Source organism: Arthrobacter sp. PGP41, from assembly GCF_002953935.1.
Lineage (GTDB): Bacteria > Actinomycetota > Actinomycetes > Actinomycetales > Micrococcaceae > Arthrobacter.
The window spans coordinates 297,116-318,478 of the sequence record NZ_CP026514.1 but is presented as its reverse complement, the minus strand read 5'-3'; the positions used below and the strand labels follow the sequence as shown (position 1 = coordinate 318,478).

20 protein-coding genes are annotated in these 21,363 nt (G+C 66.9%); 7 read left to right on the top strand and 13 right to left on the bottom strand.

Annotation, left to right across the window (positions count from 1 at the left end; genetic code table 11):
- The first annotated feature begins 216 nt into the window (after nucleotides 1-216).
- Entirely contained in the window at nucleotides 217-1,344 is a 1,128-nt protein-coding gene (locus C3B78_RS01445) for an FUSC family protein (protein ID WP_104996492.1), read from the top strand.
- Between the two features lie 13 nt (nucleotides 1,345-1,357).
- On the opposite strand, the gene C3B78_RS01440 is transcribed toward C3B78_RS01445, so the two are convergent.
- Genes C3B78_RS01440 through C3B78_RS01430 form a run of 3 tightly spaced genes read right to left on the bottom strand, consistent with a single transcriptional unit; the run spans nucleotide 1,358 to nucleotide 5,644 of the window.
- Nucleotides 1,358-2,236, bottom strand: a complete 879-nt coding sequence (locus C3B78_RS01440; protein ID WP_104996491.1) for a PRD domain-containing protein — start codon at nucleotides 2,234-2,236, stop codon at nucleotides 1,358-1,360.
- Between the two features lie 26 nt (nucleotides 2,237-2,262).
- The gene (locus tag C3B78_RS01435; protein WP_104996490.1) at nucleotides 2,263-3,684 is read right to left on the bottom strand and encodes a glycoside hydrolase family 1 protein; all 1,422 of its coding nucleotides are present in this window, start codon (nucleotides 3,682-3,684) and stop codon (nucleotides 2,263-2,265) included.
- Between the two features lie 43 nt (nucleotides 3,685-3,727).
- Nucleotides 3,728-5,644 (bottom strand): beta-glucoside-specific PTS transporter subunit IIABC, encoded by a 1,917-nt coding sequence (locus C3B78_RS01430; protein ID WP_104996489.1) that lies wholly within the window; start codon nucleotides 5,642-5,644, stop codon nucleotides 3,728-3,730.
- 231 nt (nucleotides 5,645-5,875) lie between these two features.
- Between C3B78_RS01430 and radA the strand changes: the two genes are divergently transcribed.
- Complete coding sequence (gene radA, locus C3B78_RS01425) at nucleotides 5,876-7,249, top strand: DNA repair protein RadA (RefSeq protein ID WP_104996488.1); 1,374 nt, start codon at nucleotides 5,876-5,878, stop codon at nucleotides 7,247-7,249.
- Here the strand turns inward: radA and C3B78_RS01420 are convergent, their stop codons facing one another.
- Complete coding sequence (locus C3B78_RS01420; RefSeq protein WP_104996487.1) at nucleotides 7,250-7,519, bottom strand: hypothetical protein; 270 nt, start codon at nucleotides 7,517-7,519, stop codon at nucleotides 7,250-7,252.
- A 118-nt stretch (nucleotides 7,520-7,637) separates the two neighbouring features.
- Here C3B78_RS01420 and C3B78_RS01415 point away from each other — a divergent pair, with 118 nt between their 5' ends.
- Entirely contained in the window at nucleotides 7,638-8,111 is a 474-nt protein-coding gene (locus C3B78_RS01415) for an NUDIX domain-containing protein (RefSeq protein WP_104996486.1), read from the top strand.
- A 108-nt stretch (nucleotides 8,112-8,219) separates the two neighbouring features.
- On the opposite strand, the gene C3B78_RS01410 is transcribed toward C3B78_RS01415, so the two are convergent.
- Together C3B78_RS01410 and C3B78_RS01405 are read right to left on the bottom strand one after the other, a co-directional pair.
- Entirely contained in the window at nucleotides 8,220-9,464 is a 1,245-nt protein-coding gene (locus tag C3B78_RS01410; RefSeq protein ID WP_104996485.1) for a beta-ketoacyl-[acyl-carrier-protein] synthase family protein, read from the bottom strand.
- Nucleotides 9,465-9,470: 6 nt separating this feature from the next.
- Nucleotides 9,471-11,084: a peptide chain release factor 3 gene (locus C3B78_RS01405; protein ID WP_104996484.1), complete on the bottom strand. Its 1,614-nt coding sequence runs from the start codon at nucleotides 11,082-11,084 to the stop codon at nucleotides 9,471-9,473.
- 261 nt (nucleotides 11,085-11,345) lie between these two features.
- On the opposite strand from C3B78_RS01405, the gene C3B78_RS01400 reads away from it, so the two are divergent.
- Both C3B78_RS01400 and disA read left to right on the top strand, forming a co-directional pair.
- Entirely contained in the window at nucleotides 11,346-11,561 is a 216-nt protein-coding gene (locus C3B78_RS01400; protein ID WP_104996483.1) for a hypothetical protein, read from the top strand.
- A gap of 271 nt (nucleotides 11,562-11,832) precedes the next feature.
- Nucleotides 11,833-12,909 carry a DNA integrity scanning diadenylate cyclase DisA gene (gene disA, locus C3B78_RS01395; protein ID WP_104996482.1) on the top strand — a complete coding sequence of 359 codons (1,077 nt, stop codon included), beginning with the start codon at nucleotides 11,833-11,835 and terminating at the stop codon, nucleotides 12,907-12,909.
- A 69-nt stretch (nucleotides 12,910-12,978) separates the two neighbouring features.
- Here the strand turns inward: disA and C3B78_RS01390 are convergent, their stop codons facing one another.
- On the bottom strand, nucleotides 12,979-13,671 hold the full coding sequence (locus C3B78_RS01390) for a hypothetical protein (protein WP_104996481.1): 693 nt from the start codon (nucleotides 13,669-13,671) through the stop codon (nucleotides 12,979-12,981).
- Nucleotides 13,672-13,845: 174 nt separating this feature from the next.
- Between C3B78_RS01390 and C3B78_RS01385 the strand changes: the two genes are divergently transcribed.
- Nucleotides 13,846-14,781: an A/G-specific adenine glycosylase gene (locus tag C3B78_RS01385; protein WP_104996480.1), complete on the top strand. Its 936-nt coding sequence runs from the start codon at nucleotides 13,846-13,848 to the stop codon at nucleotides 14,779-14,781.
- Nucleotides 14,782-14,938: 157 nt separating this feature from the next.
- Complete coding sequence (locus tag C3B78_RS01380; RefSeq protein WP_104996479.1) at nucleotides 14,939-15,427, top strand: hypothetical protein; 489 nt, start codon at nucleotides 14,939-14,941, stop codon at nucleotides 15,425-15,427.
- A gap of 46 nt (nucleotides 15,428-15,473) precedes the next feature.
- Here C3B78_RS01380 and C3B78_RS01375 read toward each other — a convergent pair whose 3' ends face one another.
- From C3B78_RS01375 to C3B78_RS01350, 6 genes are all read right to left on the bottom strand, one after another.
- Entirely contained in the window at nucleotides 15,474-15,650 is a 177-nt protein-coding gene (locus C3B78_RS01375) for a hypothetical protein (RefSeq protein ID WP_158677165.1), read from the bottom strand.
- A gap of 94 nt (nucleotides 15,651-15,744) precedes the next feature.
- On the bottom strand, nucleotides 15,745-16,437 hold the full coding sequence (gene dhaM, locus C3B78_RS01370; protein ID WP_104996477.1) for a dihydroxyacetone kinase phosphoryl donor subunit DhaM: 693 nt from the start codon (nucleotides 16,435-16,437) through the stop codon (nucleotides 15,745-15,747).
- Nucleotides 16,434-17,066, bottom strand: a complete 633-nt coding sequence (dhaL, locus tag C3B78_RS01365; RefSeq protein ID WP_104996476.1) for a dihydroxyacetone kinase subunit DhaL — start codon at nucleotides 17,064-17,066, stop codon at nucleotides 16,434-16,436. The genes dhaM and dhaL overlap by 4 nt, the downstream gene beginning before the upstream one ends.
- Before the next feature lie 2 nt (nucleotides 17,067-17,068).
- Nucleotides 17,069-18,070, bottom strand: a complete 1,002-nt coding sequence (gene dhaK / locus C3B78_RS01360) for a dihydroxyacetone kinase subunit DhaK (protein WP_104996475.1) — start codon at nucleotides 18,068-18,070, stop codon at nucleotides 17,069-17,071.
- A gap of 226 nt (nucleotides 18,071-18,296) precedes the next feature.
- Nucleotides 18,297-18,806, bottom strand: a complete 510-nt coding sequence (locus tag C3B78_RS01355) for an amino-acid N-acetyltransferase (RefSeq protein WP_104996474.1) — start codon at nucleotides 18,804-18,806, stop codon at nucleotides 18,297-18,299.
- A gap of 407 nt (nucleotides 18,807-19,213) precedes the next feature.
- Entirely contained in the window at nucleotides 19,214-21,337 is a 2,124-nt protein-coding gene (locus tag C3B78_RS01350) for a S9 family peptidase (RefSeq protein ID WP_104996473.1), read from the bottom strand.
- Nucleotides 21,338-21,363 lie beyond the last annotated feature (26 nt).

Here is a 21,363-nt window from a genome sequence, read left to right as displayed (position 1 = left end):
ACGGAGAACCCTGCTGCGCGATGCGTACTTTTTGTACCTTCATCGAAGTTAGGGTCCGCAGGTAACGGGATGGGCTGCCCAAGGTTAACGGAGGATTAACGGCGGCGGGATATTCGTTTACAAATGCCCGGTCACCATTGCGCAGATCACATGTTCCACCGTAAGGCGCTGCGCACCGGAAATAAAACGGGGCGGGCAGCAAATACACTGGACGGCATGGCTCCCGCAGCAGGACTCTCAGCAGGCAGGCGGTTCCTGCGCGGGCGCTTCCGCACAGGCCTGATCCGCAGCCGGAACTCCCTGCTCCCTGCGGTCCAGATGACCGTGTGCGCCGTGGGAGCCTACGCTTTCGCGGAGTATGTGCTGGGACATTCCGGCCCCCTGTTCGCGGCCACGTCCTCCCTTATTGCCCTCGGTTTCTCCCGGGAGCCGCGGTTGCGGCGGGTGGTGGAGGTTGGCCTGGGCTGCACCATCGGCATTGCGGTGGGCGACCTGCTCCTTCACTGGCTGGGCCCCGGGATCTGGCAGGCCGCCGTCGTCCTTCTTTTCTCCATCCTGCTGGCCCGCTTCCTGGACAGCGGCAATATCTTCACCACCCAGCTGGGGCTGCAGTCGCTGCTGGTTGTCCTGCTCCCCGCACCGGCCGGCGGGCCGTTCACGCGGAGCATCGACGCCGTGGTGGGCGGGCTGTTCGCCCTGCTGGTAACCATCCTCGTCCCCAAGGATCCGCGCCGCGAACCCCGCAAGGACGTGAAGAAACTCCTCCACGAGCTTGCCGAGGTGCTGCGCGAGTGCGCAAACGCCCTGGACAACAGCGATTCCACCCAGGCCTGGCACGCCCTGATCCGGGGAAGGAACTGCCAGCCGCTGGTGGACGCCATGCGCCAGTCGCTGCGCACCTCCGGAGAGGTGGCCAGGCTGGCGCCCGCCTACCGAAGGCACCGGGAGGAACTGGACCAGCTGCAACAGTCGCTGGACTTCATCGACCTGGCGCTCCGGAACAGCCGCGTCTTCGCGCGGCGGCTGACCAGCGCCATCAACCATGCGGCGCTTTCGGATGAAGCCACGGAGAACATCGCGGAGGTCCTGCAGGAAACCGCTGCCGCCATTGAGGAGCTTTCGCTCGGCTTGGCGGAAACGCACGACGGCGTCCGCCGCGCCCACATGCGCACCGCCCGCGGGGACCTCAGCGAGATCGCCCTGCGCCTGCACCCCAAGCTCCTGGAAGTGCAGCGGCTGGAGGGCGAAACGGTGGTGATGCTGTACCGGCCGCTGATGGTGGACCTGCTGGAGGCCACGGGCATGGACGCGCGCGAGGCCCGGGACGTGCTGCCCGCGCTGTAGCGCCCCGGTGGCCCTATTTGGCCGGGGGACGGGCCTGCAATGCTGCGTCCTGCAGCCGCAGGTCGTCGGCCATCCGGGCGACGTGCAGGGTCAGGTAGGTCACCTCGTCCTCAGTCAGCGGCTCGCCGAGCCGCAGTTCCAGGACGGCCTGCAGCTTGAGGGCGGTGCCGAAGGCATCGGGGTAGGCCTGCCGGATGGCAGAGCCCAGCCCCGTTGCCCCTTCGGCCAGTTGCCGGCCGGTGTGGGCGCGGACGAAAAAGTAGCGCAGATGGGTGATGAAGCGGGCAGCGTTGACGGTTTCCCGGTCAAAGGCCCGCCCATAGGCCTGCTCCAGGACCTCAAAGAGCTGCGCGAAGACGCCGGTCATCTGATACGTGTAGGACAGGTCCCCGCTGGCAAAGCCCGCGTTCACCAAGTGCAGTGCCACTGCCACTGCCTCGTCGCCGGGCAACGGGTCCTCCAGCCGGGCGTTCACGAAATCCACGATCTGCTGCGCCATCCGCAGCTCGTCCGGATAAAGGTGGGCCACTTCGGCCCGCAGCGGGTACTCGATGTTCAGGCCCTGCCGCAGCCGCTTGATGGCGAAGCTCAGGTGGTCCGCAAGCGCCACCACGGTGGTGGAGTTCAGCGGCCCGTCCATCCCGCCGCGGGCGATTTCCAGTGCCTGGTCGGCTAGGGCCAGGTGTTCGGGCGGGATGGCCGCCACCAGTGAACCAAAGTTGTCCGCGTTGCGGCCATCCTCCGGGACGAACACCCGCACCACCTTGGCTTCGTCCACCTTCCGGCCGGGTTTGGCCTGGAAACCGAGGCCCCGGCCGGTGAGGATGACCTCTCCCCCATTGGCGGCGCGGGCGAGGACGACGTTGTTGTTGAAAACGCGCAAGACTTCCACGTCGTCCTCCTTTCGTCGTTGAGCGGTTACTTCTTCAGGCTGGCGCCATTGGTGGCAATGACTTCCTTGTACCAACCGTAGGACTTCTTGGGGTAGCGCTCCATGGAGCCGGTACCGTCGTCATTCCTGTCCACGTAGATGAAACCGTACCGCTTGCTCATCTGCGCGGTGGAGGCACTCACCAGGTCGATGCATCCCCAGGAGGTGTAGCCCATCAGCCGGACCCCGTCTTCAACCGCCTCGCGGGCCTGCACCAGGTGGTCGTTGAGGTAGCCGATGCGGTAATCGTCAAGGACGGTCTGTGCACCGTTCACCTCGACCAGCTGGTCCTTGGCGCCCACGCCGTTCTCCACGATGAAGAGCGGCTTCTGCCAGCGGTCCCAGTAGTCGTTGAGGGCAACCCGCAGGCCCTGCGGATCGATCTGCCAACCCCACTCGGAAGCCGTGAGCGTGGGGTTGGGGACGCCGCCCATGATGTTGCCGGGGCCCTTGGTCTTCCTGGCCGGGTCGGCGGTCTCGCAGATGCTCATGTAGTAGCTGAAGGAGACAAAATCCACCGTGTTCTTCAGGTCCTCGCGGTCCTGGGCCGTGATGGCCAGCTCGATCCCGTTGTCGCGGAAGTACCGCAGCAGGTAGCCGGGGTACTCGCCACGGCAGTGGATGTCGCCGAACGCGTAGCTGTCCTGCGCGGTGTGCATGGCGGCCACGACGTCGGAGGGGTCCGGGGTCAGCGGGTAGGTGGGCAGCGCAATGATCATGCAGCCCACCTGCGCACCCGGCATCAGCTGGTGCGCCAGCCTGGTTGCCCGGGCGGACGCCACCAGCTCATGGTGGATCGCCTGGTAGAGGTCCTGCTTGGTGAGCTGTTCCTTGGGCGTGGGGATGCCGCCGGAAAGGAACGGCTCGTGGATCACGGAGTTGATCTCGTTGAACGTGAGCCAGTACTTCACCCGGCCGCCGAAGTGCTCGAACAGGGCGCGGCAGTAACGTTCGTAGAAGCCGATCAGTTCGCGGTTGGTCCAGCCGTTGTACTTCCGGGCCAGGTGGAGCGGGGTCTCGTAGTGGCTGATGGTCACCAGCGGCTCGATGCCGTGCTTTTCGAGTTCGTCCAGGATCCGGGAGTAGTAGGCCAGGCCCTCTGAGTTGGGGGTTTCCTCGTCACCGAGCGGAAAGATCCGGCTCCACGCGACGGAAAAGCGGAACACCTTGAATCCCATGTCGGCGAAGAGGGCGATGTCCTCCTCGTAGCGGTGGTAGAAGTCGATTGCCACCTGCTTGAGGTTCTCCGGCGTCGGACCCTCCGTGGGTGTCTCGGTGATGCCCTTGGGCATCACGTCCTGGATGGACAGGCCTTTTCCGCCTTCGTCATAGGCGCCTTCGATCTGGTTGGCGGCGGTGGCGCCGCCCCAAAGGAAGCCGTCGGGGAAAGTGGTGGTCACAAAAATCATTCCTTCATCGGTAGGACTGCAAAGTGGGGCCAGGATCCGGGCGTCAGGCCTGGACGGTGATGGCGGTGTCGCCCTGGGCGAACGTCCCGCCGGTCACCGGTTCAACGCTGCCGAGCTGGGCAGTGTTGGTAACCATCACCAGCGTGGTGGTGTCGTAGCCGGCCTCCCTGACGACGTCGAGGTCGACGACGGCGAGCAGGTCACCGGCGCGGACCTGCTGGCCGCGGGTGACGGCGGAATCAAAACCGCGGCCCTGCAGCTGGACGGTATCGATGCCGATGTGGACCAGGACCTCGACGCCGTCCTCCGATTTGATGCCGAAGGCGTGGCCGGTCTTCATGGCCGCTTTGATGGAGCCCGAAATGGGTGCGCAGATGCGGCCGTCGGCCGGGATGATGCCCAGGCCCTTGCCCATGGCACCGGACGCAAACACCTTGTCCTGGACGTCGGCCAAAGCCACGGCCTGCCCGGCGACTGGTGCCAGGACGTTCACAGTGCCGGCGGAGGCGGCCGCGGTGCCGGCGGGCGCAGAAGCAGGGACGGGCGCAGCTGCCGCCTCCGTCTCCGCAGGGGTTTCCGGAACGGACGTGCCGGCGTCGGACGCTGCTTCCTCACGCGGCACGAAGAAGAAGGTCAGGCTGAAGGCGATGGCGACGGCGATGCCGGTGCCCAGCAGCTGCAGTGCGAAGTTGCCCACCTGGCTGAAGGCTGGCAGTCCGAGGAGGGAGGGGAACACGAACGCCGAAGCGCCGCTGCCGCCGGCGGCTGCTATGGCGCCGCCCGCCACGCCGCCGGCAATGCCGAAGTAGAAGGGCTTCTTCAGGGGCAGGTTGACGCCGTAGATGGCGGGTTCGGTGATGCCGGCGAGGAAGCCGGACAGTGCCGCGGGTCCGGCAACGGTGCGGCGGGCCTTGTTGCGGGTCCGGAACATAACGGCGAGCGTCGCGGCAGCCTGGCCCAGCACTGCGGCGAGCAGCGGACCGAGAAGCAGTGAGTAGCCCTGGGTGGCGATTTCATTCAGCATGCCCGGAACCAGGCCCCAGTGCAGGCCGAACAGGACGAAGACCTGCCAGAAGCCGCCCATGACGGCGCCCGCGAGCCACGGCGCAAAGGTGAAGGCCGCGTTGATCCCGGCGGACAGGCCCTGCGCGGCGAACGTGGTGACGGGACCGACAGTGAGAAGGACCAGCGGCACCATGACCAGGAGCGTCAGCAGCGGCGTGGTGAAGTTCCGGATGGCGGACGGCAGCACGCGCGTCAGGAAACGCTCCGCATAGCCTTGGAGCCAGACCGCCACGATGATCGGCAGGACCGAGCTGGTGTAATTCATCATCACCATGGGGATGCCGGCGAAGTTGACCGGTTCCGGCTGGGCCGCAAGCGCCACGATGCTCGGGTAGACCAGCGCCCCGGCGATGGCCATGGAGGTGAACTGGTTGGTCTTGAACCGCTTCGCGGCGGTGACCGCCAGGAAGATCGGCAGGAAGTAGAAAAGCGCATCCGCGGTTGCTGCCAGGATCACGTTGGTCTGCGAGGCGGGATCCAGCCATCCGAACTGGGTGGCCATGCTCAGGAACGCCTTGAGCAGGCCGGCTGCAGCTAGCGGCCAGATGACCGGCGAGAAGATGGAGGAAATCAGGTCGATGAAGCGGTTGAAGAGGTTGCCGTGCTGGACGGGTTCATCGCTGCCCGCGTCGTCACCGGTGAGCTTGGTGATCTTGCCCAGTTCGGCATAGACCGTGGGGACGTTGTTGCCGATGACCACCTGGAACTGGCCGCCGGCCTTCATCACGGTGATGACGCCGGGCAGCTTCTCGATGGCCGCCTGGTCCGCCTGGGAATCGTCCCGCAGCTTGAGCCGGAGCCTGGTTGCGCAGTGGGTGGCGCTGGTGATGTTCTTTTCACCGCCCACCCCCTGCAGGATATCTCCGGCCAGCGACCGGTAGTCCACAGTTGCCATGTCAGACCTCTCTGTCTATTTTTGGGCACAAAAAAAGACCCGAGACGCACGTAGTGTGCTTCTCAGGTCTTGCCCCGTTTCCGAGTAACAATCCTGTAGGCGAAATTGCCTTCGGGGATCGACTATACAGGCGGCAGCGGATTCGGGGCAAGTGCTTTCCCGGCTGGAGTTGGTGGCCCTGCCGCAGGGCGGCGGCCTGGAATGTCGGAGCCCGCCGCTAGGGTTGGACGCATGGCTACGAAGACTTCCCGGGCATCCAAGGCGCCCCCCTACAAGTGCGCCGAGTGCGGCTGGACCACGGTCAAATGGGTTGGCCGCTGCGGCGAGTGCCAGGCGTGGGGCACCGTTGAGGAAACCGGCACCGCCGTGGCGCGTACGACGGCGGCCACAACAGTCCTTGAGCCCGCCCGCCGGATTGCCGAGGTGGACGCCACCACGGCCGCGTTCCTGCCCACGGGCGTTGATGAACTGGACCGGGTGCTGGGCGGAGGCCTGGTTCCGGGCGCCGTCATCCTGCTGGCCGGGGAGCCCGGCGTCGGAAAGTCCACGCTGCTGCTGGACGTGGCCGCCAAGTTCGCCCGGACGGCCCAGGACGTGCTGTACGTGACCGGGGAGGAATCCGCGGCGCAGGTGAAGCTCCGCGCGGAGCGGATCGACGCCGTGGCTGAATCGCTCTATCTCTCCGCGGAAACGGACCTGGGCCAGGCGCTGGGGCAGGTGGAGAAGATCGAGCCGCGGCTCCTGATCGTGGACTCGGTGCAGACCCTCAGCAGCGCCGATGTTGACGGCAGCGCCGGAGGCGTGTCCCAGGTCCGGGAGGTTGCCGCGTCCATCATTGCCGCGGCCAAGCGCCGGAACATGACAACCCTGCTGGTGGGACATGTGACCAAGGACGGCTCCATCGCCGGGCCGCGGCTGCTGGAGCACCTGGTGGATGTGGTGTGCCAGTTCGAGGGCGAACGCCATTCCCGGCTGCGTATGCTGCGCGCGGTCAAGAACCGTTACGGGCCCACCGACGACGTCGGCTGCTTCGACCTGAACGAGAACGGCATTGAAGGCCTCGCCGACCCCAGCGGGCTTTTTGTCAGCCGCACCAAGGACCCGGTTTCCGGAACCTGCATCACCGTGACCATGGAAGGCCGGCGGCCCCTGCTGGCCGAGGTTCAGTCACTGCTCGCGGAAAGTCCCAACTCGCAGCCCCGCCGGGCCACCAGCGGGCTGGACAGTTCGCGGGTTTCCATGCTGCTCGCCGTGCTGCAGCAGCGCGCGGGAACACTCCTGCACAAGGACGACTCCTACGTGGCCACGGTGGGCGGGGTGAAGCTCAGCGAACCTGCCACGGACCTTGCCATTGCCCTGGCCGTGGCCTCGGCCAAGGCCCGCAAACCGCTGCCCATCCGGCTCATTGCCTTTGGAGAAGTGGGCCTGGCCGGCGAGGTCCGTCCGGTTCCGGGCATCAACCAGCGCATCCAGGAGGCCCACCGCCTCGGGTTTACGCACGCCGTGGTCCCCGCGAGCCATGCGGGGCCCGGCCCCATACCGGCCGGTTTTTCAGTGCGCGAAGTTGAACACCTGACCGAGGCCCTGAGCCTGCTGATCGGGTAACTAGCCGTGCTGCGGCAAGGAATCGGGGTCGTCCCGGTGAACATTGAAAAGCCACCCGGACACGTCGCTGCGCAGCACCAGCAGCGGCCCGCCCGTGGCAGTGACATTTCCGGTGGGTACGTAGTAGCCGCGGCCGGAGCCCGGCCCGCCAGCTGCCCGGTCCAGGGCATCCACCAGGTGCCGCGGCAAGTGGCCCTGCGGACCAAGGCTGCGAAGCTCTTCAAGTTCTTCCGGCGTAAGCCGACCCAAAACCTCAGCGATACTGGCCATGACGGGTCCCTTCGAGCAGAGTGCCTGAAGGAATAACCTAAACCAGGGCCGTGAACTGCAGGTTAACGTTGGACGGCATCTTCTGTTCGTTATGGAACATCCATCCCCGGGAGGACAAATGCCCGTTACGAGTGCAGGCATCCTGCTGTACAGGCAGGCGGCACCGGGCCTGCTGGAGGTGTGGATTGCCCACATGGGCGGCCCGTTCTGGGCCCGCAAGGACGCGCAGGCCTGGTCCGTCCCCAAGGGTGAATACTCCGCAGGCGAGGACCCGCTGGACGCGGCCCTGCGCGAGTTCGCAGAGGAGATGGGAACTCCCGCGCCCGCTGCGGACTACCGGCTACTCGGCGAGTTCAAACAGCCCTCGGGCAAACTCATCACCGTATTTGCAGCCGAGCATGACTTCCAACCGGAAGGGATCGTCAGCAACACCTTTCCGCTGGAGTGGCCCAAAGGTTCAGGCCGCATCCAGCAATACCCGGAAATCGACGATGCCCGCTGGTTCCCGGAAGTTGAAGCCAGGCTCAAGCTGGTGAAGGGCCAACTGCCGGTCCTTGAGGCCCTGGTGAAGCTCGTCCGCGCGCAGGCCTAAGGCTTGCCCTGCCTCTTCCGATGGCTGCGCTTCGGACACCCGCTACTGGTCTCTGCACCTGCGAGCGCCAGGGTGCGTATTGCGCCGGACAAGTCCGTTTTGCAGGGCCTAAGCGCCAGTGATCACCAGGGCAACGCTGTGCCCGCCGAAACCGAAGGCGTCCACCAGCCCGGCCGGAGGAGTTCCGGGCTGGAGCTGGCGGACTTCTTCGGTGACCACGTTTAGGTCCACCTCGGGGTCCTGCGCCTCAACGTTCAGTGTCCCGGGCAGCATCCCGGTGCGCAGGGCTTCCACCACCACGACGGCGGCCAGCGCCCCCGCGCCGCCGAGCAGGTGCCCGGTGTGCCCCTTGGTGGACGTCACCGGGATCGCGCCGCCGAAGATGGCGTTGATGGCCTGGCCCTCGAGCCTGTCCCCGACGGGCGTGGACGTGGCATGCGCGTGGACGAAGCCGATGTCCCCGGCGGTCATGCCGGCGGACTCAAGCGCCTTCTGCATCACCCGCCGCTGCATGGCAGGATCGGCCGCCACGATGTCATTCGCGTCGGACGTGACCGCTCCCCCGGCCACTGCCCCCAGCACCACTGCGCCGCGTGCGCGCGCGTGCTCTTCGCTCTCCAGCACCACCACGCCGGCGCCCTCCGCGAGCACAAACCCGTCCCGGCCGCCGTCGAACGGGCGCGATGCCCGCTGCGGGTCGTCGTTGCGGGTGGACAGTGCGCGGATCTGGGAGAAGCCGGTGACCACAAGGTCGTTGACCGAGGCGTCAACGCCGCCGGCAATAACGACGTCGGCAGCGCCTGAGCGGATCATCTCGGCTGCCTGGACAATCGCCTCAGCCCCGGAGGCACACGCGCTGACCGGCGTCCGGGCGCCGCCCCTGGCGCCGAGGTCGATGGACACCCAGGCGGCCGGGCCGTTGACCATAAGCCGGGTGAGGGTGTGCGGCGAAACCTTGCGCGGGCCCGACGCCGCCAGCGTCCGGTCCTGCTCCAGGGTGGAGCCAAGCCCGCCGTACGCCGAGCCGATCACCACGGCGAAGCGCTCGGGATCAACCTCCGGTGCGCCCGCCTGTTTCCAGGCCTCGCGCGCCGCGATGAGCGCCAGCTGCCCGCAGCGGTCCATGCGCTTCATTTCGCGGGTGCTGAGGTGCGCGGAAAGATCAGCGGTGACCTGTCCTGCCATCTTCACCGGCAGCTGTTCGGCCCACGCATCCTCAAGCGGCGCGATCCCGGATTTTCCGGCCACAAGGCCGGCCCAGGTTTCGGGCACGGACGAGCCGACCGGGTTGATGGTGCCGACGCCGGTGACCAGCGCGCGGGGCTGTTTTGCACCGGCTTGAACTGCGTTCATGGTTCGCTACTTTGCTGGGTTGTGCGTGCCGATGGGCACGAGGGTGAGGTCCGGGTGGTTCTTTTCAATGCGGCGGAGCGCCCAGACGTCGTTGAACAGGGCCAGGTATTCGCCGTCGGACCGCAAAAGCACCTCGGCGCCCGGGACGTTGGCCAGGGCAGGCATGGCGTCCGCCGTCGAAATTCGAGCCAGGGAGTAGGGCAGGCGTTCCAGGCGCATGGGCGCGCTGAAGTCGTGCGCCATGCGGTCCTCCACCACTTCGAACTGCATGGGGCCGACGGCGGCAAGCACCGGAGCCTGGTCGCCGCGGACGTCGGAACGGAGCACCTGGATGACGCCCTCGTGTTCGAGCTGCTCGATGCCGCGGCGGAACTGCTTGAACTTGCTGGGGTCCTTGGAGCGCGCCACCTGGAAATGCTCGGGGGCGAACAGCGGGATGGCCGGGTATTCCACCGGGCCCTCGAGGAACAGGCTGTCCCCCACCCGCAGGGATGAAGCGTTGACAAGGCCGACGACGTCCCCGGGGTATGCCTCGTCGATCACTTCACGTTCGCGGCCGAACACCTGCTGGGCGTACTTGGTGGCGAAGGACTTGCCGGTGCGGGTCTGGGTGACCACCATGCCGCGCTCGAAGACGCCGGAGCAGACGCGGATGAAGGCTACGTGGTCCCGGTGGGCCTTGTTCATGCCGGCCTGGACCTTGAAGACGAAGCCGGAGAACGGGGACTCGACCGGCCTGGGATTGCCCTCGATGTCCGGGCGGGGGGCTGCCGGCGGGGCGAAGTCCACCAGCGCGTCCAGCAGTTCCTTGACGCCGAAGTTCAGCGCGGCGGAGCTGAACAGGATGGGGGTTGCCTTGCCGGCGTGGAAGCTTTCGACGTCGAACTCCAGATTCGATTCGATGACCAGGCCGGCCTCGTCCACGGCGTTGGACCAGTTGCTGCCCTGGCTTTCCGCAGCTTCCTCAGGAGTGAAGTACTCGGTGATGGCGATCTGCGCGCCGGCGTTGTTGCGCTGGAACCGGGCGAACCGGTCATTGCGGAGGTCCCAGACGCCGCGGAAGTCGCCGGAGATGCCGACTGCCCACGTGAGCGGCATGGGCTGCAGGCCGGTGCGCTCGGTGATTTCGTCCATCAGGGCCAGCGCGTCCAGGCCGGGCCGGTCCCATTTGTTGATGACGGTGATGATGGGCAGGTTCCGCTGCTTGCAGACTTCGAACAGCTTCATGGTCTGGGTTTCCAGGCCCTTCGCGGCATCCACGAGCATGACGGCGCAGTCGACGGCGGCCAGCACGCGGTAGGTGTCCTCGGAGAAGTCCGCGTGGCCCGGGGTATCCAGGAGGTTGATGACGGTGTCCCGGTAGGAGAACTGCAGCGCCGCGGAGCTGATGGAGATGCCGCGGTCCTTCTCCATCTGCATCCAGTCGGAGACGGTTTCCTTGCGGTTGGCCTTGCCGCTGGAGGCACCGGCGGTGCCGATCACCTTCGCGTGCAGGGCCAGCGCTTCGGTGAGCGTGGACTTGCCGGCGTCGGGGTGCGAAATGACAGCGAAGGTCCGGCGACGGCCCGCCTCTTTGTGGATACCGGAGATCCGGGCGGGGGTCAGGACATCTTGGGACACGGTGCTACTTTCGCTGCGGTGGGACTGCCCGGGCGCTGCCTCGCGGGGCACTGAGGCGGTGGGGCCGGGGAAACGGGGCTGGCAAACAGCCAAGTTCCAGTTTATCGCAGGGCGGCAAACCGGCGGCGGCGGCGCTTAACGCCCGCGAAACGGCACGTTCAAGGCCGCGAAATGACGCCCGGCTAGCGTGACCGCATGAACACCAACGACAACCCGGCGCACGGATGCCCCCTGCGCCGCATGGCAAGGATCTGAGCGGCTGTGCAGGGTCTCTCCTTTTCCGGCAACCTGTTCTTCGATCCCCTGGCCACCGGCTTGGCCCCTGCCCGGATGCAGGATCCGGATTCGCGCGGGAACGCAGTGCAGCGCCCCCGCCGCGGAACCCAGAGTCCGGCCGAGCAGAAGGCCCTCCGGGCGGCGTCCCTTTCGAAGGTCAGCAAGGACCTGGAGCGGATGCTGCGGGAACGGATGAGCTGACCATCGTTAGGGACTACGTGGAGATAGCTGAAGCAACCGGCCAGGACGCCGGCCGCCAAAGTACCCGCTCAAGCACCCGCCGCCGAACGCTTTCCAAGCCGTTGCGCGGCACCCCCTAATGGGGCACTTTGGGGCTTGGCTGTGCGGAAGAGGGTGTTCCTTACCCCTATCATTGAGCTTGCGGGAAACAGAGCACTTTCTGGTCCTGCCGGCAACCTGCTGAAGCCGGCATTCTTGCGGGCGGCGGCCTGCACCTTTGAAGGGAACACCTATGGCGCGGAGCCCCGAAGAATCACTCAGGGCCACCCTGGGCAGAGTGGCGCCCGGCACTCCCCTTCGCGACGGCCTTGAGCGGATCCTGCGGGGACGGACCGGCGCGCTCATCGTCCTGGGCTCGGACCGGACCATCGACTCCATCTGCTCCGGCGGCTTCGATATCGGCATTGATTTCTCCCCTACACGGCTCCGCGAACTCGCAAAAATGGACGGCGCCATCATTTGCGACAAGGACGCCGGCAACATCCTGCGCGCCGCCGTCCAGCTGGTCCCGGATTCCAGCATCGAGACCCAGGAGTCCGGCACCCGGCACCGCACAGCCGAACGAGTAGCCATCCAGACCGGCGTGCCCGTCATCTCCGTCAGCCAGTCCATGCAGATCATCGCCCTCTACGTCAACGGCCTGCGCCATGTCCTCGAGGGCTCGGAGAAAGTCCTGGCACGCGCCAACCAGGCACTGGCCACCCTGGAGCGCTACCGCTCGCGCCTGGACCAGGTCACCAGCTCGCTCTCCGCCCTGGAAATCGAAGCCATGGTCACCGTGCGGGACGTGGCCGTCACCCTGCAGCGCCAGGAAATGGTCCGCCGAATCTCCGAGGAAATCGCCCAGTACGTGCTGGAGCTCGGCGAGGACGGCAGGCTCCTGTCCCTTCAGCTGGATGAACTCACGGTGGGCCGCGGCCCCGGCAGCGACGTGATCATCCGCGACTACGGTTCCCCGGACGCCACCCCCGAAGACATCGAAAAAGCCGTCAGCGCCCTGGTCAACCTCGGCCCCACGGAATTGATCGACCTCGGAAAGATTTCCGGAATCGTGGGGTTTGCGGGCGGCGAAGCCAACCTCGATGCCGTTGTGCAGCCCCGCGGCTACCGGCTGCTGTCAGGGCTGAAGGCAGTTCCCAAGGCTGTTGCGGACCGCCTTGTTGACCACTTCGGCGGGCTGCAGTTCCTGATGGCGGCCACGATTGATGACCTGATGACGGTGGACGGCATCGGCGACCAGCGCGCCCGCACCGTCCGTGAAGGCCTCAGCCGGATGGCGGAAGCAAGCCTGCTGGACCGCTTCCTCTAACAACCGCCATCGAGTGCTCCGCAGTTGTCGTTTTGGAGGCTCAAAAGGACAACTGCGGAGCACTCGATGCTAAAGCAGCTGGAAAACGGCTTTGGGGCTGGCCTTGGAGCCGAGTTTCGCCGTGAAGATGTAGTACGCCCCGCCGCCGCCCGGTTTGGCTTCGACAGGCTGGCAGCCCTCCACGCTCCGGTTGCGCGACCACGGGAAATTGGCGGTCTCGCTGGCACCGGGCGCGATCACCTTCAGCAGGTCCTCGCTCTTTGCCTGGCAGTCGCGGGAGGAAAAAATCCGGTCCGCGCCGCTGGTCACGAGGAACTCCATCTGCGATGTGCCGATGTTCACCTCACACGGCATGGTGCCGCCGTTGGTCACCTTAAGCGTGAGCATCGGATTCTGCTCCGGCCCGTAGGCCGCCTTGTCCGTGGAGGCTGAAACCGTCACCAGGTTCGGGTTGCATGTTGGACTGGCCGATGGCGTTGGCGTCGCGGCAGGTTCCGTGGCGGAGGGGGAAGGTGACTCCCCGGCGGCAGGACCGGCGGATGCCGTGGCTCCGGCTGCGGAGTCGGTGGAGGAAGCCTGCTCCGACCTGCCGCTGAATGCACCGGCAACCGCGAATCCAGTCACCAGCGCGATGACCAACAGCAGCGCCCCGCCCACAAACAGCCGACGGCGGCGGTAAACCGCCGCGCTTGGCCTGCGGACGGCAGTGGACCCGGATGCCGGTGCCCCGCCGCGTGTTGATGAATTGCCTTGCCTGCCCATACTTCTAGGCTAGGGAACTGCACCGCTTCTGCTAACCACCACGCCGCCGCGCCGCCAACGTTCTGGTCACATCCTGTTTTCGGCCTGCCCGAACACATCCATTACAGTGTTGGCATCGACACTGCATCCCCCACTGCCGCCTTTTCCGCCGCCTCCGGCCGCCCCGCCGGAGGCGTGGCAGAACTCAACACGCTGCACGATCGCATCAACGGCTGGTTCGCCGAAACCGCCCGTGATCTGCCGTGGCGTGAGCCCGGCTGCTCCCCCTGGGGAATCCTGGTCAGCGAGATCATGCTGCAGCAGACGCCCGTGGTGCGGGTGCTGCCTGTCTGGCAAGAGTGGTTGGGCCGCTGGCCCACCCCGGCAGGCCTCGCCGGAGAACCTGCCGGGGAAGCCGTCCGCTCCTGGGGCCGGCTCGGGTATCCCCGCCGCGCGCTTCGGCTGCATGCGGCGGCAACGGCCATAACGCAGGACCATAACGGCAAGGTCCCGGACACCTACACGGACCTGCTGGCCCTTCCCGGTGTGGGCAGCTACACCGCTGCCGCTGTTGCTGCCTTCGCGTACGGGCGGAGGGAAACCGTGGTGGACACCAACATTCGGCGGGTGCATGCCCGGCTGGTCTCCGGCACAGCCCTCCCGGCCCCGGCCCTCACGGCGGCGGAGATGCGCCTTGCTGCTTCGCTCCTGCCGGCCGCGGACTATTCTTCAGTCCGGTGGAACGCGGCCGTCATGGAACTGGGGGCGCTCGTGTGCACGGCGCGGACCCCCAAATGCGCCGCCTGCCCGGTCAACGATCTCTGTGCCTGGCGGGCGGCAGGTGAGCCGCCGCCGTCGTACGTCCCCAAGGGCCAGGCCTGGCACGGGACGGACCGCCAGGTCCGGGGCGCCGTGGTGGCTGTGCTGCGGCTGGCGGAGGCTCCGGTGCCTGCGGAGATGTTTTATCGGGAACCCGCCGACCTGGGTTTCGCACCGGCGGGGATGGGCGTCCCGCTCGCGGCCCTGCACAGGCTTAATTCCGCTCCGGAGCAGCTGGAGCGGGCGCTGGCAGGGTTGCTCGCGGACGGACTGGCGGAGATGCACGACGGCGGCTACCGGCTTCCTGCCTAAGCGCACCACTTTCCGGGGCTCGGCGAACGGCGGCCGTTCAGGGACTCGCCGCGCCATGGTCTCCTTTTGGCAGTCAGCGCCGCCCCGGAAATAACAATGCGGGCATCAGTTGGCCCCGGCGCGGGGCAGCGCAGCCGCCCGCGCCTACGCTGAAAGTATGCGCAAGCATGGGCTGCTCTTGGCACTGTTGACGACCGCGGGACTCGCCACGGCTTGCGGGCCGGGCCCCGGCGCCGCCCCGTGCCCTGCCATCGCCCAGGCCACTGCCGTTTCGGTAACCGTGCCGGCAAGCTACGCCCCGCAGGTTGCAGCCCTCCACTTGAAGGCCTGCCAGGACGGCACCTGCAAGGAGGATAACGTGGAGCTCCGGCCCGGAAGCGCGTCGATCGACCAAGGCTGCACCAATGGCGTCTGCTCGGCCACGGCTTCCCCCGACGGCACGAAACTTGCCACGCTGTTCCTGGGCGCCCTGACCGAATCGCCGATGACGGTGACCGCTGCCGGAACGGGCCCGGACGGTGTTGCGCTGCCGGTGCATACGCTGGAATTCCGCCCGCGGGGTGAGTATCCGTTTGGGGAGCAGTGCGGCCGGTTCATTACGGCGTCACTGGTGCTGGATGCCGAAGGGCTGCACCAGAGCGACTGACTCCCGGACGGCTGATCCTTCGAAAGGGCCCTGGTGAGAACGGCCCTTAGAACAGTGCCGGCTGGCCGAAGGCGTTGCCGCCAGCCGCCGCGGGTGCCGGCTCCTGGGCAGGAGTGCCGGGCCGCCACTCAAACCCCAGCTCGGCCAGCAGTTCCTCGACGGATGTCTGCCCGTCCAGTACTTCGATATCCGCGGAACTGTCTTCGAGCTGGGGCATTTCCATGGCATCGAGCATATTGCCAGGACCGGCCGTGACCCTCTGGAACACACCGCCACGCGCTGATTTGGACCAGGCCGGCTTTCAGCTGCAGCCAGTGTCAGGGTTCCCCGAACCCGGCCTGCACCAGCCCGCCAACATAGTTCACGGCCCGCTCCGCGTCGGCGCCCCACGCTTCGACATGCAGCACGGACCCCTTCCCCGCGGCGAGCGTCATCAGTCCCGTCATGGATGCCCCGTCCACCCCGTTGACGGTCACCTCGGCGTCCAGCGCGGACAGGCCGCCGGCGATCTTCGCCGCCGGGCGCGCGTGCATCCCCGCAAGGTTGACCAGCTCAAAGTCCCCGGTGAAGTCCGGGCCCCCTCCGGTGCCTCGTCCTTCCTCAACGCTGCTGCGGGGAGGTTCTTCCTGGTGACGGAACCGACTGCCCGCGGCTTCGGCCGCCCGCCTGACTGCCTGCATGTCCGCACCGCCCTGGGCCGCCACGGCTGCTGCCACGAGCCCCTCCACGAGCGGCGCATCGGCCAGCACCACGTCTTCGGCGTTTTCCGCGAACTCCAGCGCGGACTCGGCCGTCATCACCGCGGACCCCAGGTCGGTGAGGATCACGGTGCCCCCGTTGCCCGCTTTGTCCAGCGCGGCAAGGACCTTTTCAAGGCTGGTGCCGATCCTGCCGTCAGAGGTGCCCCCGGCGGTAAAGACCACGACGTCGGGTGCCATCTGGGCGGCAAGCTCGGCAGCGCCGTCGGCAATCTTTCCGCTGTGGGAGACCACCACGAGGCTCACGGTCACGCAGCTGCCCCCACGGCTGCACGGAGAATCAGCGCTGAGGAGGCGGCGCCGGGATCGCGGTGACCGGCGCTGCGCTCCCCGAGGTAACTCGCGCGGCCTTTGCGCGCCACCATGGGATCGGTGGCGACGGCCCCGGCCTCGGCGGCCTCGGCTGCTGCAACCAGGACCGACAGGACATCCGAACCGCCGTTCGTCACAGCCTTCTGTGCTGCCTCGGCCGCCGGAGTCCACGCATCCACCATTGTCTTGTCCCCGGACTCGGCCTTCCCGCGCGCCACAATGCCGTCGCGGGCGGCGGTCAGGGCGTCTGCCCAGGCCGCCGGAGCGATTTCCGCGGAGTCCCCCAGGGACGTGGCCGCACGGAGGAAGGCCGTGCCGTACAGAGGGCCGGCAGCCCCGCCGACCTTGGACATCAGGGTCATGGCGGTCAGTTTCAAGGCAGCCCCGGGTGTCTCCGGGGGCGCCTCCGCCAGCTTCGACAGGACGGCCTGGAAACCCCGGTCCATGTTTTCCCCGTGGTCCGAATCGCCGATGGCGCGGTCGAGTTCAATCAGGTAGACCCGGTTTTCTGCCAGTGCCTGCGCGGAGAGCGTCAGCCACTTCACCGCCCAGGTGACGTCCAGTGCCACTGCTACACACCCCAGCGCAGCGCTGCCGTGTGCACCGGCGCGTCCCACAAATCCGTGAGCTCGTCATCCAGCCGCAGGACTGAGATGGAGCAGCCCTGCATTTCCAGGGACGTAATGTAGTCGCCCACCAGCGAACGCTCCACGGTGGCGCCGCGCTCGGCCAGGACCTGCGCAGCACGCCGGTAAACGATATACAGCTCACTCAGAGGCGTGCCGCCCATGCCGTTGACGAACAGCAGGACTCTATCCCCCTGCGTGATTCCCAAGTCCGCCAGTACGGGTTCCAGCAGCCGGTCTGTAATGCCGTCCGCGTTCTCCATGGGGATGCGGTGGCGTCCGGGCTCCCCATGGATGCCGATGCCGATTTCAATCTCGTCCTCGGTGAGGTCAAAGCTGGGCGAGCCTGCGTGCGGGACGGTACAGGCGGACAGGGCAACGCCCATGGTGCGGACATTGGCGTTGACCCGTTCGCCGACGGCGGCCACAGCCGCCAGGTCATCGCCCCTTTCGGCGGCGGCACCGGCAATCTTCTCCACCAGCACCGTCCCGCCCACACCGCGGCGGCCTGCAGTGTACAGGGAGTCCTCGACGGCGACGTCGTCATTCACCAGGACCGTGCGGACGCTGACGCCCTCGGCTTCCGCCAGTTCGGCTGCCGTCTCAAAGTTCAGGACGTCGCCGGTGTAGTTCTTCACGATATGCACGACGCCGGCCCCCGAGTTGACCGCGAGGGTCGCCGGAAGGATCTGGTCCGGCGTCGGCGAGGTGAACACCGCCCCCGGCACGGCGGCGTCGAGCATTCCCGGTCCCACAAAGCCGGCGTGCAGCGGCTCGTGCCCGCTGCCGCCTCCGGAGACCAGTCCCACCTTGCCGTTCACGGGCGCGTCTTTGCGCGTGATGAACGTTGGATCTGAGCTGACGGTAACCAAGTCGGCGTGGGCCAAACCAAAGCCCCGCACGGATTCATCCACTACGGCCCGAGGATCGTTAATGAGTTTTTTCATGGCGGCGCTCCTGGTTCTGCTTCCTGGAGAATGTCACCTTGACCCTACTACCGGCAGGCCGGACAACGGTAGGGACGCCGCCCGGCAATCAACTCCGGTGGCGGAGGCAGAAAAGGGACAGCCCCCAAATGACTGTCCCTTCCCTGTAGGCCCCCCATCCCGGCCGCAGCCAGTTTATCCATCAAATCGAAGAAAGGGAATCCTGGCAGGTCAGGTCAGCCGGCAGTCACAGCACTTTGATCATGCGTGTGTTGCCCAAGGTATTGGGCTTCACCCGTGCGAGGTCCAGGAACTCGGCAACACCTTCGTCATGCGAACGGAGGAGCTCCGAATACACCACCGGGTCAACCGCGGACTGGTCGGCCATGACGTCGAACCCGTGGCGTTTGAAAAAGTCCACCTCGAACGTCAGGCAGAAAACGCGGGAGACGCCAAGGGCCCGGGCTTCATCGAGGAGGCTCTCCACCAGCACGTGCCCCACGCCTTTGCCGCGCCAGTCCTGGGAAGCAGCGAGGGTACGAACTTCGGCAAGATCTTCCCACATGACGTGCAGCGCCCCGCAGCCAATGACTTCGCCGTCGCTGGATTCAGCGATCCGGAACTCCTGCAGGCTTTCGTAGTAGGCCACCGTCTCCTTGGCCATGAGGATCCGCTGCTCCGCCAGCGGCGCCACCAGCTTCTTGATGGCGGGGACGTCACCAGTGCGGGCAGGACGAATATGGAAGGAGTCAGTCACAGGGCAATCCTAGTTCGCACAGCCGACGGCGCCCCACCGCGCACTCCTTCTGCTGGCATGTCCTCGCTGTCCACGGGACAGGGTCCCGGCTTTTATCCGCGCCAGTACAAATGCCGTGCTGCCAAGCACCCGGTACATTTGGCCACGCGGCCGGGAAACGCCCACCGGACTGCTTCCCACAGGGATTGCGGGACTCCGCAGCTGTGCTTGCCGTCATTCGTGGCACTCCCGGTGAGCGTCATCCGCGCCGGGGCCGGGAGCTGGTGCCGGTTTTTCTCTTGACGGGCCGCTTTTCTTTTCGATGATGAGGGCAATGTCCGTAAAGGCTTTTGCAGGCCCCGCCCGCCCCTTTCCGGAGCGGGCGGGAAAATGCCTGAAAAAGGTTTTGCCTATACCTGCCGGAGAAGCTAGAGCCCGAGCTCGGGGGGCAGTGGCACGTCCTGGTCAAGGACATTCCTGGCCAGGAATGACTCCACAACCTGGTACCAGACCTTTGCATGCTGTGGCTGGAGCACCCAGTGGTTCTCGTCCGGGAAGTACAGGAACCGGTGCGGCGTCTGCCCGTCCTGGTCCGCGGCGAGCTTTGACTTGGACAGAAGCTCGTACCAAAGCCGCAGCCCCTCGCCAATGGGCACCCGGTAGTCCTTGTCCCCGTGGATCACCAGCATGGGCGTGCCGATGTTTTCAACGTGAAGGTGCGGCGAGTTGTCCAGCGCCATCTCTTCTGTCATTTCCTTCAGCCAGTACTGCGAGGCGTCCGTGGTGGGGCCGAACTGGTCCAGGGCCCACAGGCTGGCGTGCGTCACGATTGCCCTGAACCGATCCGTCTGCCCTGCAACCCAGTTGGCCATGTAGCCGCCGAAGGAACCTCCCATGGCGGCGGTGCGGCCGGCGTCGACGTAGGGCCGCTGGACCGCGGCGTCCGTGACCGCCATCAGGTCCGCGAACGGCGCCTTGCCCCAGGCTCCCCACCCGCGTTGGATGTGGGCCTGGCCGTACCCGGTGGAGAGCGCAGGGTCCGGCAGGAGGACCGCGTAGCCCTTGGCAGTCATCAGCCACGGGTTCCACCGCCAGGTCCAGGCGTTCCAGGACCCGAGCGGTCCGCCGTGGATCCACAGGAGCATAGGCGCCGGAGACTCCGCGGACGCGCCCTCCGGCAGCGCCAGGTAGGCCGGGACGCGGGACCCGTCCGCCGCCGTCGCAGCGATGCGTTCCAGCCTGCCGGGGCGGACCGGCCGCTCCGCGGGGGCGGGCAGCCGCGTGGCCTCCCCCGTCCGCAGGTCCAGGCGGACCGCTTCAGGCGGGAACTCGTAGGAGCTCCGCAGGGCGTAGGCGCTGCGTCCGTCCGGCGAAACCACGACGTCGGAGTATGCCGCAGCGTCCTGGGTCACCCGGGTGACACTGACTTCAGCCGCGGCGGCGGGGACGCTGATCCGGAAAACCGGCGACGCGCCGTCGTCGTCCGCGGTGACCAGGAGGGCGGACCCGTCCGGAAGCCAGGCAGCCGGCTTAGGCCAACGGTCCCAGTCGTGAGCCAACGGCACCAGCCCGCCGGGGGCCTCTCCGCCTTCCCCCGTTACCTCCAGAAGGTGGAGCTTGACCTGCGGGGCTTCCTGCGGGGTGGTGTCGCTTTCGCTGACCACCGCCAGGATGCTGCCGTCGGGGCTGACGGGGCCCGGGAAAAAGCTCATGCCTTCCTCGTCCAGCAGCACCTTGGTGCTGCCGGAGGCCACGTCCACGGCCACCAGGATGGACCTGCTGTCAGCCTTGGCCAGCGGCTTGGTGTAGCTCGTGTAGATGGTCTTGCCATCGGGGCTGACCACGGTTTCCGCTTCCCGCAGCCTGGGTCCGGCATCCGGCGTGAGGTTCCGCAGGACCAGCGGCGCGGTGGCATCCACGGTTGCCGGCTTGCCGCCGTCCTTTTCTTCGCCGCGTTCAACAGCGAAGATCCGCGGCTGGCCCGGTCCCAGGTCAGCGTCCCAGTACCGGACCGGATATTCGCTGTGCAGGATGGCGGATACCTTGCGGTCCTTCCGTGATTTTCGGCGCTCGGCGTCCTCCTCTTCGTCGGCGGAACCGGCCAGCACCTCCGCGGTAACGAAGGCGGCATCGGCGTTCCTGGCCGTCAGCACGCCGCCCACTCCGCCGGCCCGGTTCAACACCACGCGGGCTTCACCGCCGTCCGCGGGCAGGAGCCAGAGCGCGTTGACGGGCTCCTCCTCGGGGCTGTCCGGATCCGGCCGCGCGGAAGTGAAGTAGACGTCCCCGCTGGCGGCGAACGCCGCCCCCGCCTCGCCCTTGGCGCTGCGGGTGATCCGGCGGGCATGCTTTTGCCCCGCGGGATCCAACTCCCACAGGGCGGTACCGAATTCGGTGCCCTTGCCGTTAAGGGTGGCCACGGTGGTGACCAGCCGACGTCCGTCGGGGCTCAGCGCCAGACCACTAACCCGCGGGATCGACAGGTAATGGTCCAAATCATGAAAAGGGGTCAAAGGTCGCTCATCCGGGATCGCCGGTTCCAAGTTAGCCATGCCCCCGATTCAACCGGACCGTGTCC

Coding starts and splice junctions, on each gene's coding strand:
- C3B78_RS01390 (WP_104996481.1), bottom strand. CDS start 13,671: ATGGGCAGGCAAGGCAATTCATCAACACGCGGCGGGGCACCGGCATCC.
- C3B78_RS01375 (WP_158677165.1), bottom strand. CDS start 15,650: ATGGAAATGCCCCAGCTCGAAGACAGTTCCGCGGATATCGAAGTACTG.
- C3B78_RS01415 (WP_104996486.1), top strand. CDS start 7,638: ATGCCCGTTACGAGTGCAGGCATCCTGCTGTACAGGCAGGCGGCACCG.
- C3B78_RS01350 (WP_104996473.1), bottom strand. CDS start 21,337: ATGGCTAACTTGGAACCGGCGATCCCGGATGAGCGACCTTTGACCCCT.
- C3B78_RS01430 (WP_104996489.1), bottom strand. CDS start 5,644: ATGGCAACTGTGGACTACCGGTCGCTGGCCGGAGATATCCTGCAGGGG.
- C3B78_RS01445 (WP_104996492.1), top strand. CDS start 217: ATGGCTCCCGCAGCAGGACTCTCAGCAGGCAGGCGGTTCCTGCGCGGG.
- C3B78_RS01410 (WP_104996485.1), bottom strand. CDS start 9,464: ATGAACGCAGTTCAAGCCGGTGCAAAACAGCCCCGCGCGCTGGTCACC.
- dhaK (WP_104996475.1), bottom strand. CDS start 18,070: ATGAAAAAACTCATTAACGATCCTCGGGCCGTAGTGGATGAATCCGTG.
- C3B78_RS01380 (WP_104996479.1), top strand. CDS start 14,939: ATGCGCAAGCATGGGCTGCTCTTGGCACTGTTGACGACCGCGGGACTC.
- C3B78_RS01435 (WP_104996490.1), bottom strand. CDS start 3,684: ATGATTTTTGTGACCACCACTTTCCCCGACGGCTTCCTTTGGGGCGGC.
- disA (WP_104996482.1), top strand. CDS start 11,833: ATGGCGCGGAGCCCCGAAGAATCACTCAGGGCCACCCTGGGCAGAGTG.
- radA (WP_104996488.1), top strand. CDS start 5,876: ATGGCTACGAAGACTTCCCGGGCATCCAAGGCGCCCCCCTACAAGTGC.
- C3B78_RS01420 (WP_104996487.1), bottom strand. CDS start 7,519: ATGGCCAGTATCGCTGAGGTTTTGGGTCGGCTTACGCCGGAAGAACTT.